This is a genomic window from Nocardioides sp. CPCC 206348, assembly GCF_048654705.1.
Taxonomy (GTDB): Bacteria; Actinomycetota; Actinomycetes; order Propionibacteriales; family Nocardioidaceae; genus Nocardioides.
On the sequence record NZ_JBMCZA010000211.1, the window covers coordinates 1,537 to 17,034 of the forward strand.

Below are 15,498 nucleotides of genomic sequence, written 5' to 3' on the forward strand. Positions count from 1 at the left end.
CGGGGAGCCGGGCAACGGGTCGCCCACGACGGTGTCGTGGGCTGCTGGCGGGTCAGGTGCCGGGACGGTGAAGGTCAACGTCGGCAACTCGAACAAGGTCGTCGTGACGAACTCGAGCCTTGCCGCGGTCACGCTGGGCGTGAAGATCACCGGTTACTCGACGTTGGTCTCCGCTGCCGGGATCAGTGGCGTGGGTGGCGGTGACGGTCAGGTGCTGACCAACCAGGGCAACGGCACCGTGGCCTGGGAGGCAGTTCCCGAACCCGAGCCGGTGGTCGTGCCCGTCGTGCACAAGGTCCACGTCAAGAGCACCGGCGTCGTCGACCTCGGCACGGCGACCGCCTCGAGGCTGAGCGCCGGCCTCTACGTCCTCACCGGCATCGCGGACATCCGCAGCTGCGCGATCACCGGGTCTCCCGGAGCGATCAGTGGCGACGTGATCGTGCCGAACGCCTTGGTGTCCATCACCGTCGCCCCCAACCTTCCCCAGGCGACCGTGCAGGTGCGGCTGCCGTCCAACGCACCGGTCGACAGCGCGTTCTTCCTGACGCTGGTCTGCTGACGCTGGTTCGCCGGTCTGCTCCCTGTCACGCGTCGGGCTCCCGCGGTGTCTCGTGGGTGTTCGGGCGCCACACCGGCGCCCTTGGCAGGGAGCAGACCTGACCCGGCTGCGGCGGGGTGAGTACGGCGCCCTCGTCGGCGACCTGCTCTTCATGGCCGCATGCCTGTTCGTGGCGTGGGGTCGGTTCGGTCCCGAGCAGTGGGGCTGGTGAGCCGGAAAAGCGGTCGGGGTTTCGTCGTACCCGATGCTTGACTGGAGCCATGAGTCGCGAACTGGTCCACCCGCCCAAGGCCCGTCCGGGGGACCGGATCGCCGTCCTGTCGCCGTCGTTCGCAGCGGCTGGCGCCTTTCCGGAGATCCACGAGCAGGCGATGGTCCGGCTCGCTGAGGTGACCGGCCTGGTGCCGGTGGAGTTCCCGACCACCCGTCAGGTCGGTGCGAGTCCCGAGGCGCGGGCAGCCGACATCAACGCGGCCTTCGCGGACCCGACGATCCGGGCCATCCATGCGGTGGTCGGCGGATTCGACCAGATCACGGTGATCCCGCACCTCGACGCCGGTCTCGCGCGCGCCGACCCGAAGCCGTTCCTCGGGTACAGCGACAACACCCACCTCCACCAGTGGCTGTGGGCCGCGGGGATCGCCAGCTTCTACGGCGGATCCACCCAGGTCCACCTGGGCCCCGGGCCTGCCGTCGACGACATCCACGCAGCCGCGCTCCGTGCCGCACTGCTGACCGGCGAACGGATCGAGCTCACCCGCCCGGACTGGTCGCAGGACATCGGCTTGGGGTGGGACGACCCCCTCGCCTTGAGCGAGTACGGCGACCGGGAGCCCACCGAGCCGTGGGAGTGGTTCGGGCCGCAGCGTGCCGTGACCGGCCCGACCTGGGGCGGTTGCTTCGAGGTGCTCCCGCAGCTGTTCACCGCCGGACGGTTCCGGGCCGGGCCCGAGGAGCTCGACGGCGGCGTACTCCTGCTGGAAGCCTCCGAGGAGCTGCTCCCCGCCCGTGAGGTGGGCTGGATCGTGCGGGCGCTGGGGGAGCGCGGCGTGCTCGCCGCGGTCGATGCGGTGCTGGTGGCCCGCCCACCGGTCTCGGACTTCGTCGTCCAGCCCGCGCCCGAGGAGCGTGTCCAGCTCCGGGCCGCGCAACGCGATGCGGTCGTCGCCGAGGTGGCCCGCTACAACCCGGACGCGGTCGTGTGTGTCGGCGTCCCGTTCGGGCACACGCGGCCGCAGTGGATCGTGCCGCACGGCGGCGAGGTGACCGTCGACGGTGTCGAGCAGCGGGTCTGGGCCGATTACGCCTGAGAGGCTCAGGCGGGGAAGGTCACGACGTGGCCGACCACGCCGACCCGGACCCGGTCCCCGGCCAGCGGCACGGAGTCGGCCGGCGTCCGCGCTGCGACGTGCTCGCCGGACTCGAGGCGGACCCGGATGGTCGCGTCGTGGCCGAAGAAGCTGACGTCGAGCACCTCGCCCGGGGTGCCGTCGCCGTCGGCGGGCCGGATCTGCAGCTGCTCGGACCGGACCGCGAACTGCGCTGCACCGCCCGACCCGACGGGGGACTGCGTGGACACGGTGCCGAGTGCGCAATGGCCGGTGCCGGACGCGTCGACGTGGCCGGGCAGCAGGGACGCGTGGCCGATGAAGGACGCGACGCGCGGATCGGCGGGCTCGAGGTAGACCGTCGTGGGCGCCGCGACCTGGAGGAACTGGCCGTCCACCATCACGGCGACCTGGTCAGCGAGCGACAATGCCTCGCCCTGGTCGTGGGTGACCAGGACGGCGGCAGCATCCGCGGCCCGCAGGGCGCGGACGACGGCCCGGCCGGTCTCTTCGCGCAACGACGCGTCGAGGGAGGAGAACGGTTCGTCGAGCAGGACCAGCTTCGGACGCGGCGCCAGGGCGCGGGCCAGTGCCACCCGCTGCTGTTGACCACCCGAGAGCTCGTGCGGGAACCGGCCGGCGAGCTCGGGTGCCAGCTCCACCAGCTCGAGAGCCTCGGCCACGCGACCGTGGGCGTCGCGCCGCTCGGCGCGGGGGAGGCCGAAGGCGACGTTGCGCGCGACGGTCAGGTGCGGGAACAGTGCGCCTTCCTGCGGCACGTAGCCGAGTCCGCGCTGGCGGGCGGGCACGACGCGGCGACCGCCGACCACCTCGGTGCCGGCGACGGTGATGCTGCCGCCGGAGGGCCGGACGAAGCCGGCGACGGCACGCAGCAGGGTGGTCTTGCCGCAGCCCGACGACCCGAGGATCGAGGTCACTCCGCCGGGCACGACGAGGTCGAGGCCGTGCAGGACGGGGGCGCCGCCGTACCCCGCTTCGAGGCCGCGGATCTCCAGGGCCGCGCTCATCGGGGTGGTCACGAACGGCTCCTCATGCTCAGCCGGGCCAGCAGCCAGGTGGACGGAACGGAGAGCAGGATCAAGGCCAGCGCGTACGGCGCCGCGGCACCGTAGGCGATCGAGGAGGCATCGGACCAGAACTCGGTGGCGAGCGTATCGGTGCCGATCGGGGCGAGCAGCAGGGTGGCCGTGAGTTCGGTGGAGACGGCCAGCGCGACGAGTGCCGCAGCCGCCGCGAGGCCGGGTACGACGAGGGGCAGCGTGACGCGGCGCGCGACCTCGGGACCGGTGCAGCCCAGGCTGCGCCCGACCTCCTCGATGCCGGGGGGCACCAGCTCGAAGGTGGCCCGGACGCTGACCACGGCACGGGGCAGGAACAGGATCAGGTAACCGATCAGCAGCAGCCCGAGGGTCTGGTAGACCGACGGGACCACGCGGATCGACACGGTCACCAGCGCCAGCGCGATCACGATGCCGGGCATCGCGCTCGCGGTGTAGACGCTGCGTTCGATGCTGGTGGTCAGCAGGCTGCGGTGCCGCACGGCCAGCCACACGACCGGGATGGCCGCGGCGGTCGCCAGGGCACCGCCGAGGACGGCGAGCATCAGCGTCGACCAGAGGGCGCCGGTCAGCTCACTCATGTCGACACCGGCGGAGGTGCCGCGCGCCAGCCAGCGGGCGAGGCTGCCCAGCGGGACGCCGAGGGCCCACACGGCCAGCAGGGCGAGCGAGCCGACGACCCACGGCTTGTGTCGGCCGAGACGGATCGGGGCGAACTGGCGGTTGGTGCCGGACCCGACGCGCGCCCGCGAACCCCGGCCGCGCAGGAGCAGCTCGATGCCGAGCAGGAGCAGGCAGAAGACCACGAGGACGAGGGCGAGCAGGGTGGCTTCCGGCCCGTTGAAGACCGTGGCGTACTGCTGGAGGATCGCGGTCGTCAGGGTCGGGTAGTTGAGCAGCTGCAGGGCGCCGTACTCGGCCAGCAGGTGCAGGCCCACGAGGAGCGAACCGCCCAGCACGGCCGGGCTGATCGCCGGCAGGGTGACCCGGAAGAAGACCTGCCAAGGCCCCTTGCCGAGCGCGGTGGCGACCTCCTCGACGGCGGGGTCGAGGCGGCGCAGCGCGGCGACGGTCGGGAGGTAGACGAGCGGGAAGTACGACAGCGTCACGACCATCACCGCGCCCGGGAACGACTGCACGTCGTGGGTCAGCGAGACCCAGCCGTAGCCGTTGACGAACGCCGGGACCGCCAGGGGCGCGCAGAGCAGGCCGTGCCACCACACCCGCGCCGGTACGTCGGTGCGCTCGACCACCCACGCCCCGGCCACGCCGACGACGACGCTGGTGAACACGCCCGCCACCAGCAGGCGGGTGGTGTTCCAGAGCAGCTCGCCGATCCGGGGCCGCCACAGGAAGTTCGTGGCCTCGTCGCGGCCGAGCTCGGCGGTGGTCCACAGGACGTACCCGAGCGGCACCAGGGTCAGCGCCGCGATCAGGAGTCCGACGACGAGGAGGGGCAAGGCAGGCGCAGCAACCCCCCGCGGCCTGCCGGCCACGGGGGGTCGCTGGGCCTGGTCCGTGCTCAGAAGAATCCGACCTCGGTCATGAGCGCGAAGGTGGCCTTCGCGTCGAGGTCGGAGACATTGATCTCCGGCGGCTGGAGCTCACTGAACGGCTTGGCCACGCCCTCGAGCTGCACGGCCGGGTTGAGCGGGTACTCCAGCGCATAGCTGTCGGCGAGCACCTGCTGGCCCTTCTCGTTCACCAGGAACTCGATGAACTGCTCGGCCTCGTCCTTCATGTCGCTGGACTTCAGGACGCCCGCACCGGAGACGCTCACGAACGCGCCGGGGTCCTGCTTGGTGAAGTAGTACTGCTCGCTGTTGTCGGAGACGTCGCCGTTCTCCTTGTGGTCGCGCTCCCAGTAGTAGTGGTAGACGATGCCGACCTCGATCTCACCGGAGTCGACGGCCTCCAGCACGAGGTTGTTGCCGTCGTAGACCTTGCCGTTCTCCTTGATGCCCTCGAGCCACGCCTTCGTGGCCTCCGCACCCTCGAGCTCGAGGACCGCGGCGACGATCGCCTGGAAGTCGGCGCCGGTCGGGGAGAAGGACAGGCGGCCCTTCCACTCGGGCTTCGCCAGGTCGAGGAGCGAGGCCGGGAGGTCGGACGGCTGGACCTTGTCGGTGTTGTAGACGAGCACCGTCGAGCGCGCCACGAAACCGGTCCACAGGCCGCTGCGGGGGCGGTACTGCGCGGGGATCGGCGCCACCAGGTCGGCGGGCAGCTTCTCGAACAGGCCGGCTGCCTCGACCTGCGACATGGCGGGGGAGTTCTCGGTGAGGAACACGTCGGCCGGCGACGCGTCGCCCTCCTGGACGAGCTGGTTGGAGAGCTCGAGGTCCTTGCCGTTGCGGAGCTCGACCTCGATGCCGGTCTCCTTCGTGAACGCCGGGGCCAGCTCCTTGAGCAGCGGCTCGTGCTGGGCGTTGTAGATGACCAGCTTGGGCTCGTCGTCGTCACCGCTGCAGGCAGCGAGCATCGGAGCGACGAGCGTGACGGCGGCGAGGCCGAGACCGGCGCGCAGCAGGCGGTTCTTCATCGGGATTCCTGTCGTTCGGTTCGATGGGGAGCGTAGTGAGAGCGCCGGGCGGCCAGCGCGGTGGCCCGGTTCACCAGGTGCCACGTGAGGACGCCGGCGGCGAGGGAGACCAGCAGTCCGGCGAGCGGCCAGCGGTGCTCCAGGTGGGGGTAGATCTGCCAGTGGGTGAGGTAGACGTAGAGCGAGGCGCTGGCGATCGTTCCGGTCAGGCCGACCAGGACCCGTGGCCACGGCACCGTCGCCACCCACACCAGCAGGAGCACGCCGCCGGCGATCATCAGGTCGCGGGCGACGTCACCGGTGAGGTCGAAGGCGCCCGCCAGCAGCAGGGTGGTGACGAGGAGTCGCTGGGGCGCATTCCGGGCGACCGACGCCGCCCACCCGCCGAGGAAGAGCCACGCGACGAAGGTCGAGGAGTGGATCACGTCGCCGTCGTACGACGACACGGTGGCCCAGAAGCGCGGGAGGAGCGCCAGGGCGGTGAGACCGGCGGCGAGTGCGAAGCGGTGCCGGCGCTCGAGCGCCATCACGCGCGGGATCGCCATCAGCAGTCCGGCACCGACCGCGAAGAGCACGATGACTTCGATGAACCAGTAGTGCCAGGCCGGCTCGGACCACGTCCGGGTGCCGAGCACGTCGTTGAGCAGGAACACGCTGCGCCACGGGTATTCGCCCGTCACCAGCGACACCGCGCCGATCCACAGGACAGCCGGTACGACGACCCGGCTGGTGGCGCGGAACACCCGGCGCACCCGGTCGCGCGGACTCTCGTCGGCGAGGTGGAAGCGGGCGAAGTTGGCGCCGGCGACGGCGAGGAGCACGTGGGCACCGCCGTAGAGCAGCCACAGGTTCGTGTGGGTGCCGACGATGAAGACGATGGCGGCGGCACGCAGCGCGATCGTCGTGTCGATGCGTGCCCAGCCCCGGCGACGCGGGTGGTCGGCGTTGCCCAGCAGGGTGGCGAGGTCCTCGATGGAGCGACGCGGCCAGTCGGCAGGCAGTCGGCCGATCCGTCGCTCGAGACGGAGCGAGAGCTCGACGTAGGACAGGGAGTCGCCGCCGAGGCCGACGAAGGAGTCGTCGGGCCCGACCGGGCCGGCTCCGAGGATCCGCTCGTAGAGGCGGGCGATCGAGGTGGCGGCCGTGCCCTGGTCGACGACCTCGGGCACCTCGAGGCGGGCGACGGCCTGCTGGTCGACCTTGCCGTTCGGCAACCGGGGCAGGTCGTCGATCGGTACGACGCGGATCGCGTGACCGGGCAACCGGGTGTCGGCGGCCGTCGCCGCGCGCACCTCGTCGAGGGTGAGGGCGTCGGACGGACCGGGCACCGCCACCACCAGTCCGGAGCCGTCGGCGGCTTCCGCGCAGGCCACGTCGTGGCCGCCGAGGCACAGCAGGGTCTGCACCCGGTCCAGGTCGATGCGTTCGCCGAACACCTTCGCGAAGCGTGAGCGACGACCGACGATCTGGACGAGCCCGTCGGTGATCCGGGCGAGGTCGCCGGTGCGCAGCTCCTGGCTGCCCTGGCCCAGTGCCAGGTCGGCCGGGGACTCGGCGTAGCCCATCATCACGTTCGGACCGGAGTAGACGAGCTCGCCGACGCCGGGCTCGGTGCCGTCCACCGGATCGATCCGGAAGGCGCCGCCGGGAACCGCGACGCCGACCGCCGCCGGATGGGTCAGGTTGAGGGCCGGCGGCAGGTAGGCCATCCGTGCGGTCGCCTCGGTCTGGCCGTACATGACGAACAGGTCCCAGCCCTCGATGCGGCCCTGCTCGGCCAGTGCGGTGACCCGCTCGGGCGCCATCCGGCCGCCGGCCTGGGTGACCTGGCGCAGTGCCGGGAGCTCGGGCCAGCCGGCCGCGCCGAGCAGGTCGAAGGTGTACGGGACGCCGGCGAACGACGTCACGCCGCGGTCGCGGGCATCGGCCCACAGGCCCGGGTCGGTGACCGACCTGTCGTCGAGCATCAGGGATGCCCCGACCGCGAGGTGGCTGTGCAGGACCGACAGGCCGTAGCAGTAGTCGAGCGGCAGCGTGGTGACCGCGACGTCGTCGCTGCGCAGGCCGAGGTACGACGCGATGGCGGTCGCGTTGGCGTCGAGGTTGGCCTGCGACAGGCGCACGAGCTTGGGTGACCCGGTCGAGCCGGACGTGCTGAGCAGCAGGCGCAGGTCGGGGTGGAGGGCGGGCGCCGGAGCGCCTGTCGGACGCCACTCGCGGTCGTCGTACTCGATGGAGGAGGTGTAGGCCCGGGCGAGGCCGTCGTTGTGCGTCAGCAGGGTGGCGTGCCCGCCGGACAGCGAGGCCAGCCAGGCCACGACGAAGTCGACCGTGGGGGCCGGGCTCAACCGGACGAGCTGGCGGGTCGGGCCGGCCAGGGCGTCGAGCCCGGTGCGGGCCGCCGCGACGCGGCGAGCCAGGGTGGCGTAGCTGATGCTGCCGTCCGCCGTGTGCAGGGCGGGACGGTCGCCGTGGCGCGCGAGGTCGACGGCGAACCCGGTCGCGAGGACCGGGTGCTCGACCTGTGTGACTGCGGTGCCTTCCCCCACCCGTGAAGGGTAAGGCAAGGTTGGCCTCAGTTGGGTATGCCTGTCCTCACATGGGACTGAGCAGGAAGACCGGGATCACCCGGTCGGTCCACTCGGTGTACTTCGCGTAGTTGGGCCAGACCGTCAGCATGTGGGCCCATGCCTTGTCCTTCTCGGCGTCGGTCAGCTCGCGCCAGGTACAGGTGTACTGGCGGCGCCGGTAGGCGACCTCGACCGTGTCCGCCGCGCGGAGGTTGTGCGTCCACACCGGCGCCTTGGGTGCGCCGAAGTGCGAACCGGCGATCAGCCAGCCGCCCCGCCAGGGCACGCAGAGCAGGGGTGTCGACCGCGGGATGCCCGACTTGCGGCCCACGACGGTCAGCATCAGGTTCGGCAGCCCGGCGATGTCCAGCAGGCTCAGGCGCCCGCGGGTGAGCCGCTGGAGGTGGGAGTCGGTCCAGGTGACCTGTGGCAGCAGCTTCGGCATCCACGTCTGGGAGCCGATCTTGATCGCGACTGGAGTGAGGATTCCCATGGCCGCAGCCTAGGACGCTCGGCGTGGGTACGCCGAAGGGGCGCCCTCCGGAGGGAGGACGCCCCTTGCGAGGTGCGGCAGGGTCAGCCGATCTGGAGGACCCGGGTGCCGCCGGCGAACTTGTCGTGCCAGCCCTGGTGGTTGGGCTGGTCGCTGTTGAGCGTCACCGCGATGAAGATCATCGCCGCGATCGGAGCGGCCCAGCCGAGGAAGAACCAGCCGATGAACGGGATGATGCTGAGGATGCCGAGCGCGGAGTAGGCGTTGCGCTTGGCCGCCTGCTCCATCGTCGGGTTGCTCACGCCGTCGGGGCCGTAGGTGCGCAGCTTCAGGAGCATCTTGCCGACGGTCTGGCCACGGTTCGACTCCAGCAGGGAGAAGTAGCCGAGGTAGAGAGCGGCCTGCAGGACGGCCGTCAGCGTGTAGAAGATGAAGTACTCGCCGAAGGACGTGCTGAAGCCCGAGTAGATGATCGCGCTCAGGATGAAGTAGATCGGCACGAAGACCACACCGAGGATCACGTGGTCGATCAGCCGGGCCAGGAAGCGGTTGAGGAGCTCGGCAGGACGGGGAACGCCGGCCGGGGCACCGAACTGCGGGGCACCGCCATATCCACCACCAGGCGGCGGCGGGGCTCCGGGGCCTCCCGGAGGAGGCGGCGGCTGGTTGTAGGACATGGGTCCTCCTTCAGTCAGGTGGTGCGCGACCGCACCGGGGAATGTCAGCAATCTAGGGCAAATCAGGCCTCCCGAGCAGGGGCACGCGCGTTCTTGCCCTGTTGTCGGCCCGTTCAACCCACCGTCCGACAATCGCCGCCCCGCCGACAACCGTCGTGGCTACCGTCCGATCGTGATCACGCGCGGGCTCCTGGGTGGGGTGCTGGTACTCCTCGGTGGCCTCGTCACCGCCACCCTTCCTCCGAGCACCCCCGTCCTCGATGTGGGTCCGCTCGACGTGCTGCGCGGCCTGGAGATCGGTCGGATGGCCGGCCTGGTGGTCGTTCTCGCCGGCCTCGGCCTACTGGCCAATGCCTGGCTGCGCCTGTGTCGCACGGTCGCCGTCGGAGACAGGGACACCGTCGATCCGGCCGAAGGCGTGGCCCTCGTCCGGTTCGCCACGGCCGCCTGGTGTGCCCCGCTGGTGCTGGCGCCGCCGCTGTTCTCGCGGGACGGCTGGTCGTACGCCGCCCAGGGCATGCTCGCGAGGGTCGGACTGTCGCCGTACGACTGGGGACCCGGCGCGCTCGCTCCCGCCGACTTCATCCCGTGGCCCTGGATCACCGGACCGCCGATCGTGCAGGCGGTCGACCCGCTGTGGTGGGACACCGCGACGCCGTACGGGCCGGTGCCCGTCTTCTTCGGCGCGCTGGCAGCCGGCACCACGGGCAACCCGTGGATGCTGGTGATCGCACACCGCTGCATCGCCCTGGTCGGCCTCGCGCTGCTGGCGTGGGCCGTTCCCCGCCTCGCCGGCTGGACCGGGGCCAACCCTGCGGTGGCCTCGGCGCTCGTCCTGGTCTCGCCGTTGATGATGGCCAACGGTGTCGCCGGTCTGCACAACGACCTGCTCATGGTCGGCCTGATGGCCGCTGCGCTGGTCATCGCCGTCGAACGCGGCTGGGTCTGGGGAGCGATGCTCGCCGGGGTCGCGGCTGGTGTGAAGGTGCCGGGCGGCCTGGTGGCCGTCGGCATCGTGATCGTCTCCCTCCCGGCGGGAGCAGCCCTGCTGCCCCGGGTACGACGCCTCGCGGCCGTTGCCGCGGTGTCCGTCGGAACGCTCGTGGGACTGGGCCTGGTCACCGGGCTCGGGACCGGCTGGGTACGGGCCCTCACCGTCCCCGGCGAGGTCAACACCCCCCTCTCGGCGACCACCCTGGTGGGTGGCGTCCTGGACTGGGGTGCGCTTCATCTGGGTCTGGGGACGGACCCGGCGTTGTTCCGCGACCTGGTGCGGGCCGTGGGCCTGCTGGTCGCGCTCGGTGTCGGTGCCTGGATGGTGCTGCGCGGGCGGACCGGTTCGCGAGCCGCGGCCCTCGGTGCCGTCGCGATGACGACGGCGGCCTTCGTGCTGCTGTCGCCGGTGGTGCACCTCTGGTACTTCCTGATGCTGCCGCCGTTCCTTGCGACCCAGCGCCTGCCCCGGCACGCGATGGGCGCCCTGGTGGCGGTGTCGCTGCTGCTCGGACTGGTCGCGCCGCTCGACTCGTCACTGCACGGCGCCTACTACGCGATCGTGATCGGAGCGATGACCGTCGCGCTGTTGATGCCGGTGCTGCTGCTGACCCGCGTCGCGCGGGAGCGACTGGCCCGGATCGTGGCGCCCCTGGCGCCCGCCGTCCGCCCGGATCAGCCGGCGGCCAGCGCCGGGTAGTCGGTGTAGCCCTGGGCGCCACCGCCGTAGAAGGTGGCTCCGTCGGGTTCGTTGAGCTCGGCGCCGATCCGGAACCGCTCGGGCAGGTCGGGGTTGGCGATGAAGGGCCGACCGAACGCAGCAGCGTCGATCAGCCCGGCGGCGAGCAGCCGCTCGGCCTTGTCGGTCGTGTAGTTCCCGGCGCCGACGATGACCCCGCTGAACACGGCGCGCAGCTGCTTGCGGAACTCGTCGTCGATCACCGGGCCGCCGGCCCAGTCCGGCTCGGAGAGGTGCAGGAAGGCGAGGTTCCGGCGCGAGAACTCGGCGGCGAGGTGCAGCGCCATCGGCAGGTCGTCGTCATCGAGCCCGTTGAACGAGCCCTGCGGGGAGATCCGGATGCCGACGTGCTCGGCGTCCCACGCGTCGATGGCTGCGTCGAGGGCTTCGAGCGGGAAGCGGGCGCGGTTGTCCTGGGAGCCGCCGTACTCGTCGGTGCGGTGGTTGCTCTGCTCGCTGAGGAACTGGTGGATCAGGTAGCCGTGCGCGCCGTGCAGCTCGACCAGGTCGAAGCCGGCCTCCCGGGCGTTCGCGGTCGCACGGCGGTAGTCCTCGACGGTCTCGGCGATCTCCTCGACGCTGAGGGCCCGCGGCGTCGGGCAGTCCGCGCGCAGCGGCCGGCCGTCCTCGCCCTTGATCGTGGCGCGGTTGCGGTACGGCAGTGCGGACGCCGACACCGGCAGGGCGCCGTCGTGGAACGACTCGTGCGACACCCGGCCGACGTGCCAGATCTGGGCCGCGATCCGGCCACCCTCGGCGTGCACGGCGTCGGTGACCTTGCGCCAGCCCTCGACCTGCTCCGGGCTGTAGATGCCCGGGGTGTCCATGTAGCCCTTGCCGATCGGCGAGATCTGGGTGCCCTCCGAGATGATCAGGCCCGCTCCCGCGCGCTGCCGGTAGTACTCCACGACCAGGTCGTTCGGGACGTCGATCCCGGGCGTCGCGCGCATCCGGGTCAGCGGGGCCATCAGGACGCGGTTCGCCAGCGTGGTCGTGCCGATGCTGAGCGGGTCGAAGAGTGAGGTCACTCGAACGGCAACAGGTCCCCGCCGGTGGGTATTCCGGGAGGAGCCTCAGGCGCTGAGCACGCCGGCCCGGTCGCCGGCGTGGATGGCCAGCATCCGGTCCACGGTGCTCGACCACGTGAAGGTCTCGGCGCGGAGGCGGGCTGCCCGGCGCACCCGGGCCTGCGGGCGCGCCGCGAGACCCACGACGGCATCCGCCAGGGCGCCCGCTTCGGGTGCGGCCCACGCTCCACAGGCGTCGGTGACCAGCTCCCGGGCCCCGCCCCGGTCGGCGGTGACCACGGGCGTCCCGCACGCCAGCGCCTCCAGGACTGCCAGCCCGAACGTCTCGCCCGGGCACACCGACAGGGAGATGTCGGCGGCAGCGAGCCGGTCGCGCAACGTGGCCCGCCCATCGACGTACCCGTGGAAGTGGACGGGTGAGCCCGCGGCGATCTCCTCCAGCTCGTCGCGGTGCGGCCCGTCGCCGTACACGTCGAGCCGGACCGGAACGCCGCGGCGGTGCAGCTCGACGGCGGTAGCGACGGCCAGGTGCGGGGACTTCTCCCGGGAGAGCCGACCCGCGTGCACCAGGCGGAGCTCCTGGCCGCCCCCGGCGCGTCCCACAGCGGGCCGGAAGGTCTCGAGGTCCACCCCCAGCGGGACCCGTTCCACCGGGCAGCCGGCGGAGTCCGCGACCGTGCGGAACTCGCCCTCGGCGTAGCGCGAGGTCACGACGAGGGTGTCGAAGCTGCGGACGAGCAGGCGGTTGAGCAGGCCGATGGAGACCTTGGACGTCGTGTCGAAGCCGGTCCTCATCGCGAACATGTCGCCCAGGCGTTCATGCGACAGCAGCACGCTGCGCACGTCTTTGCGCCCGGCCCACCACGCCACCGGCAACAGGGTGAGCTTGTCGCTCCACTCGACGCTGGTCGGCCTCCACTGCTCGAGGACGTCGGTGACCCGCCACGGTTCGACGATCAGGCGGTAGCCGCCGCCGACCCGGGGTGCGCGCACCTGGACGACGTCGCCCAGGTCGGTCTCGAGGATGGCGTCGACCGGGCCGGGGATCACCAGGAGGCGCTCGGCCCCGGCGGCGACGTAGCCCCGCCCGAGGTGCTCGAGCGCGGTCCGCATCCCTCCCGAGGTCGACCCGACGAAGTTGGCCAGCTGAGCGATCCGCACGTTGCCACCTTCCCCGCTCCCGGTGAACCCGGGCCCACCTGTGGTTGACGAGCGCGGAAAGATGAAGGGCATGGTCGAGTTGATGACGCCCCGGGAGGTTCCGCTGGGCGGGCCTCGGGCGATGACGGTACGACGCACGCTGCCGCAGCGGGAACGGTCGCTGATCGGCGCCTGGTGCTTCCTCGACCACTACGGCCCGGACGCGGTCAGTGAGTCCGGCGGCATGGAGGTCGCGCCGCACCCGCACACCGGACTGCAGACCGTGAGCTGGCTGTTCACCGGCGAGATCGAGCATCGCGACAGCGCCGGCAACGTGGCGATGGTCCGGCCCGGCGAGGTCAACCTGATGACCGCCGGGCAGGGGATCAGCCACTCCGAGGTGTCCACGCCGGAGACGTCGGTGCTGCACGGCGCCCAGCTCTGGGTCGCCCTGCCGGACGCCGACCGCCACACCGCCCCGGGCTTCCAGCACCACGCACCTGCCGAGATCACGGGAGCGGGCTGGCGCGCCCGCGTGTTCCTCGGCTCGGCGCTCGGGGACACGTCGCCCGTCACCACCTTCACCCCGTTGCTGGGCGCCGAGCTGGTCCTCGATCCCGGCGCCAGCCTGGACGTTCCGGTCGACGAGACCTTCGAGCACGGGGTCCTCGTCGACCTCGGATCGGTGTCCGTCGACGGCGTCGACGCGGCCCGGGCCGACCTCGCCTACCTCGCCCCCGGCGCCGCGCAGGTCCGTCTGGTCGCTGGTGCCGAGGGTGCCCGATTGCTGCTGCTCGGCGGCCCGCCGTTCGGCGAGCCCATCGTGATGTGGTGGAACTTCGTCGGCCGCACCCACGAGGAGGTCGCGGGCTTCCGGGACGACTGGCAGGCGCAGATCACCGACGCCGCCGGCGAGATCGTGGGCGACAGCCGCCTCGTCGCAGCAGGGCGCTTCGGCGTCGTACCCGACCAGCCGCTGAAGCCGATCCCCGCGCCCGTGCTGCCCAACGTGCGCCTCAAGGAACGTCGTTGATTGCCGGACTCACCTGGCTGGTCGCGTTCCAGCTCCTCGGCGAGTTCGTGGCCCGTGTCGCGGACCTGTCCGTCCCGGGGCCGGTCGTCGGCATGCTGCTGCTGTTCTGCTTCCTCCGTCTGCGTCGGTACGACGACCAGGGCTCGATCGTGCGCGCCGGCTCCGCGTTGCTGCGGCACCTGCAGCTCTTCTTCGTGCCGGCCGGTGTCGGAGTGGTCCTCTACCTCGGGCTGATCGGGCGCGAGGCGCTGCCGATCGGGGTGGCGATGCTCGGCTCGTGGCTGCTCGGCCTGGCCGCGGTCGGCTGGACCGCGGTGGCGCTGGAGCGGCTCCTCGGCCGCCCCCGCGACGACCTGGGCACCGTGTGAACGCGGCCCTCGACCAGGCCCTCGAGGTCGCGCGCTCGCCGCTCGCCCTCCTCGCCGTGACCCTCGGCGGCTACCAGCTCGGCCGGTGGCTGCAGGTCCGCTCCGGCGGGCACGCCCTGGTCCAGCCGGTACTGGTGACCATCGTTATCGTCGGCGTGGCCATCACCGCGCTGGACGTCGACTACCCCGACTACCGCCGGGCCACCGAGCTGATTGCCTTCTGGCTGGGGCCGGCGACCGTCGCCCTCGCGGTCCCGCTGCACCGCCAGGCTGCACGGCTCAAGGGCTTCGTCGTCCCGATGCTGGTGGCGATCGTGGTCGGTGCCGTCGTGTCGATCGTGTCCGCGGTGCTGCTCGCGCGTGCTCTCGGCGCCGGGGACGATCTCGAACGGACCCTGGCCACCAAGGCTGCCACGACCCCCGTGGCGATCGCCGTCACCGATGCGCTCGGTGGCATCCCGCCCCTGGCGGCGGTGTTCGCGATCATCATTGGGATCGTCGGTGCCATCGCCGGACCGGCGGTGCTCGACGTCCTCCGGATCCGCGACCGCCGGGCGCGCGGCCTCGCCGTCGGCGCGGTCTCGCACGGCGTCGGCGCCTCCCGGATGCTCCGCGAGGACGAGACGGAGGGGGCGTTCGCCGGCCTGGCGATGGGACTCTCTGCGCTCGCGATCAGCCTGCTGGTCCCGGTGCTCGCGATCTGGCTCTTCTGACCCCGTCCCTGAACTGGTCGCACCGCGACCATCCGGCGGCTACGGTCTCGACCCATGACGACGCGAGTCCACGCCTTCACCGACGACGCCCTCGGCGACCTGGACGCGGTCGGCCTCGCCGAGCACCTCGGTGCCGGCAAGGTCTCCGCCTCCGAAGCGGTCGAGGCCGCGATCAGCCGGATCGAGAAGGTCGCCGCAGAGCTGAACGCGATGGCCTTCACGGCGTACGAACG

14 protein-coding genes are annotated in these 15,498 nt (G+C 71.9%); 6 read left to right on the forward strand and 8 right to left on the reverse strand.

Annotation, left to right across the window (positions count from 1 at the left end; translation table 11 throughout):
* Both ACOADB_RS21720 and ACOADB_RS21725 read left to right on the forward strand, forming a co-directional pair.
* Window positions 1-562, forward strand: a 562-nt coding sequence (locus tag ACOADB_RS21720; protein ID WP_378603461.1) for a hypothetical protein, incomplete at its 5' end; no start/stop codon positions are given.
* Window positions 563-822: 260 nt separating this feature from the next.
* Window positions 823-1,872 (forward strand): LD-carboxypeptidase, encoded by a 1,050-nt coding sequence (locus ACOADB_RS21725; protein ID WP_378603464.1) that lies wholly within the window; start codon window positions 823-825, stop codon window positions 1,870-1,872.
* 5 nt (window positions 1,873-1,877) lie between these two features.
* On the opposite strand, the gene ACOADB_RS21730 is transcribed toward ACOADB_RS21725, so the two are convergent.
* The 6 genes from ACOADB_RS21730 to ACOADB_RS21755 form a co-directional block, all read right to left on the reverse strand.
* Window positions 1,878-2,930, reverse strand: coding sequence for an ABC transporter ATP-binding protein (locus ACOADB_RS21730; protein WP_378603467.1), 1,053 nt, complete (start codon window positions 2,928-2,930; stop codon window positions 1,878-1,880).
* On the reverse strand, window positions 2,927-4,429 hold the full coding sequence (locus ACOADB_RS21735) for an ABC transporter permease (RefSeq protein WP_378603470.1): 1,503 nt from the start codon (window positions 4,427-4,429) through the stop codon (window positions 2,927-2,929). The genes ACOADB_RS21730 and ACOADB_RS21735 overlap by 4 nt, the downstream gene beginning before the upstream one ends.
* 62 nt (window positions 4,430-4,491) lie before the next feature.
* On the reverse strand, window positions 4,492-5,511 hold the full coding sequence (locus ACOADB_RS21740) for an iron ABC transporter substrate-binding protein (protein ID WP_378603473.1): 1,020 nt from the start codon (window positions 5,509-5,511) through the stop codon (window positions 4,492-4,494).
* Window positions 5,508-8,060, reverse strand: a complete 2,553-nt coding sequence (locus ACOADB_RS21745) for an AMP-binding protein (protein WP_378603476.1) — start codon at window positions 8,058-8,060, stop codon at window positions 5,508-5,510. The genes ACOADB_RS21740 and ACOADB_RS21745 overlap by 4 nt, the downstream gene beginning before the upstream one ends.
* A gap of 46 nt (window positions 8,061-8,106) precedes the next feature.
* Window positions 8,107-8,574 carry a nitroreductase family deazaflavin-dependent oxidoreductase gene (locus tag ACOADB_RS21750; RefSeq protein WP_378603480.1) on the reverse strand — a complete coding sequence of 156 codons (468 nt, stop codon included), beginning with the start codon at window positions 8,572-8,574 and terminating at the stop codon, window positions 8,107-8,109.
* An 83-nt stretch (window positions 8,575-8,657) separates the two neighbouring features.
* Window positions 8,658-9,251 (reverse strand): RDD family protein, encoded by a 594-nt coding sequence (locus ACOADB_RS21755; RefSeq protein ID WP_378603483.1) that lies wholly within the window; start codon window positions 9,249-9,251, stop codon window positions 8,658-8,660.
* Window positions 9,252-9,423: 172 nt separating this feature from the next.
* On the opposite strand from ACOADB_RS21755, the gene mptB reads away from it, so the two are divergent.
* Entirely contained in the window at window positions 9,424-10,944 is a 1,521-nt protein-coding gene (mptB, locus tag ACOADB_RS21760; protein WP_378603486.1) for a polyprenol phosphomannose-dependent alpha 1,6 mannosyltransferase MptB, read from the forward strand.
* Here the strand turns inward: mptB and nemA are convergent.
* Both nemA and ACOADB_RS21770 read right to left on the reverse strand, forming a co-directional pair.
* Complete coding sequence (gene nemA, locus ACOADB_RS21765) at window positions 10,920-12,011, reverse strand: N-ethylmaleimide reductase (RefSeq protein ID WP_378603489.1); 1,092 nt, start codon at window positions 12,009-12,011, stop codon at window positions 10,920-10,922. The genes mptB and nemA overlap by 25 nt on opposite strands.
* A 45-nt stretch (window positions 12,012-12,056) precedes the next feature.
* Window positions 12,057-13,124, reverse strand: a complete 1,068-nt coding sequence (locus ACOADB_RS21770) for a glycosyltransferase (RefSeq protein WP_420281167.1) — start codon at window positions 13,122-13,124, stop codon at window positions 12,057-12,059.
* A 118-nt stretch (window positions 13,125-13,242) separates the two neighbouring features.
* Here ACOADB_RS21770 and ACOADB_RS21775 point away from each other — a divergent pair, with 118 nt between their 5' ends.
* From ACOADB_RS21775 to ACOADB_RS21785, 3 genes are read left to right on the forward strand one after another with little or no spacing between them, the layout of a single operon-like run.
* A complete protein-coding gene (locus ACOADB_RS21775; RefSeq protein WP_378603495.1) occupies window positions 13,243-14,184 on the forward strand; it encodes a pirin family protein in 942 nt (313 codons plus the stop codon).
* Window positions 14,181-14,552: a CidA/LrgA family protein gene (locus ACOADB_RS21780; protein ID WP_378603498.1), complete on the forward strand. Its 372-nt coding sequence runs from the start codon at window positions 14,181-14,183 to the stop codon at window positions 14,550-14,552. The genes ACOADB_RS21775 and ACOADB_RS21780 overlap by 4 nt, the downstream gene beginning before the upstream one ends.
* On the forward strand, window positions 14,549-15,265 hold the full coding sequence (locus tag ACOADB_RS21785; protein ID WP_378603501.1) for an LrgB family protein: 717 nt from the start codon (window positions 14,549-14,551) through the stop codon (window positions 15,263-15,265). The genes ACOADB_RS21780 and ACOADB_RS21785 overlap by 4 nt, the downstream gene beginning before the upstream one ends.
* Window positions 15,266-15,498: the final 233 nt, after the last annotated feature.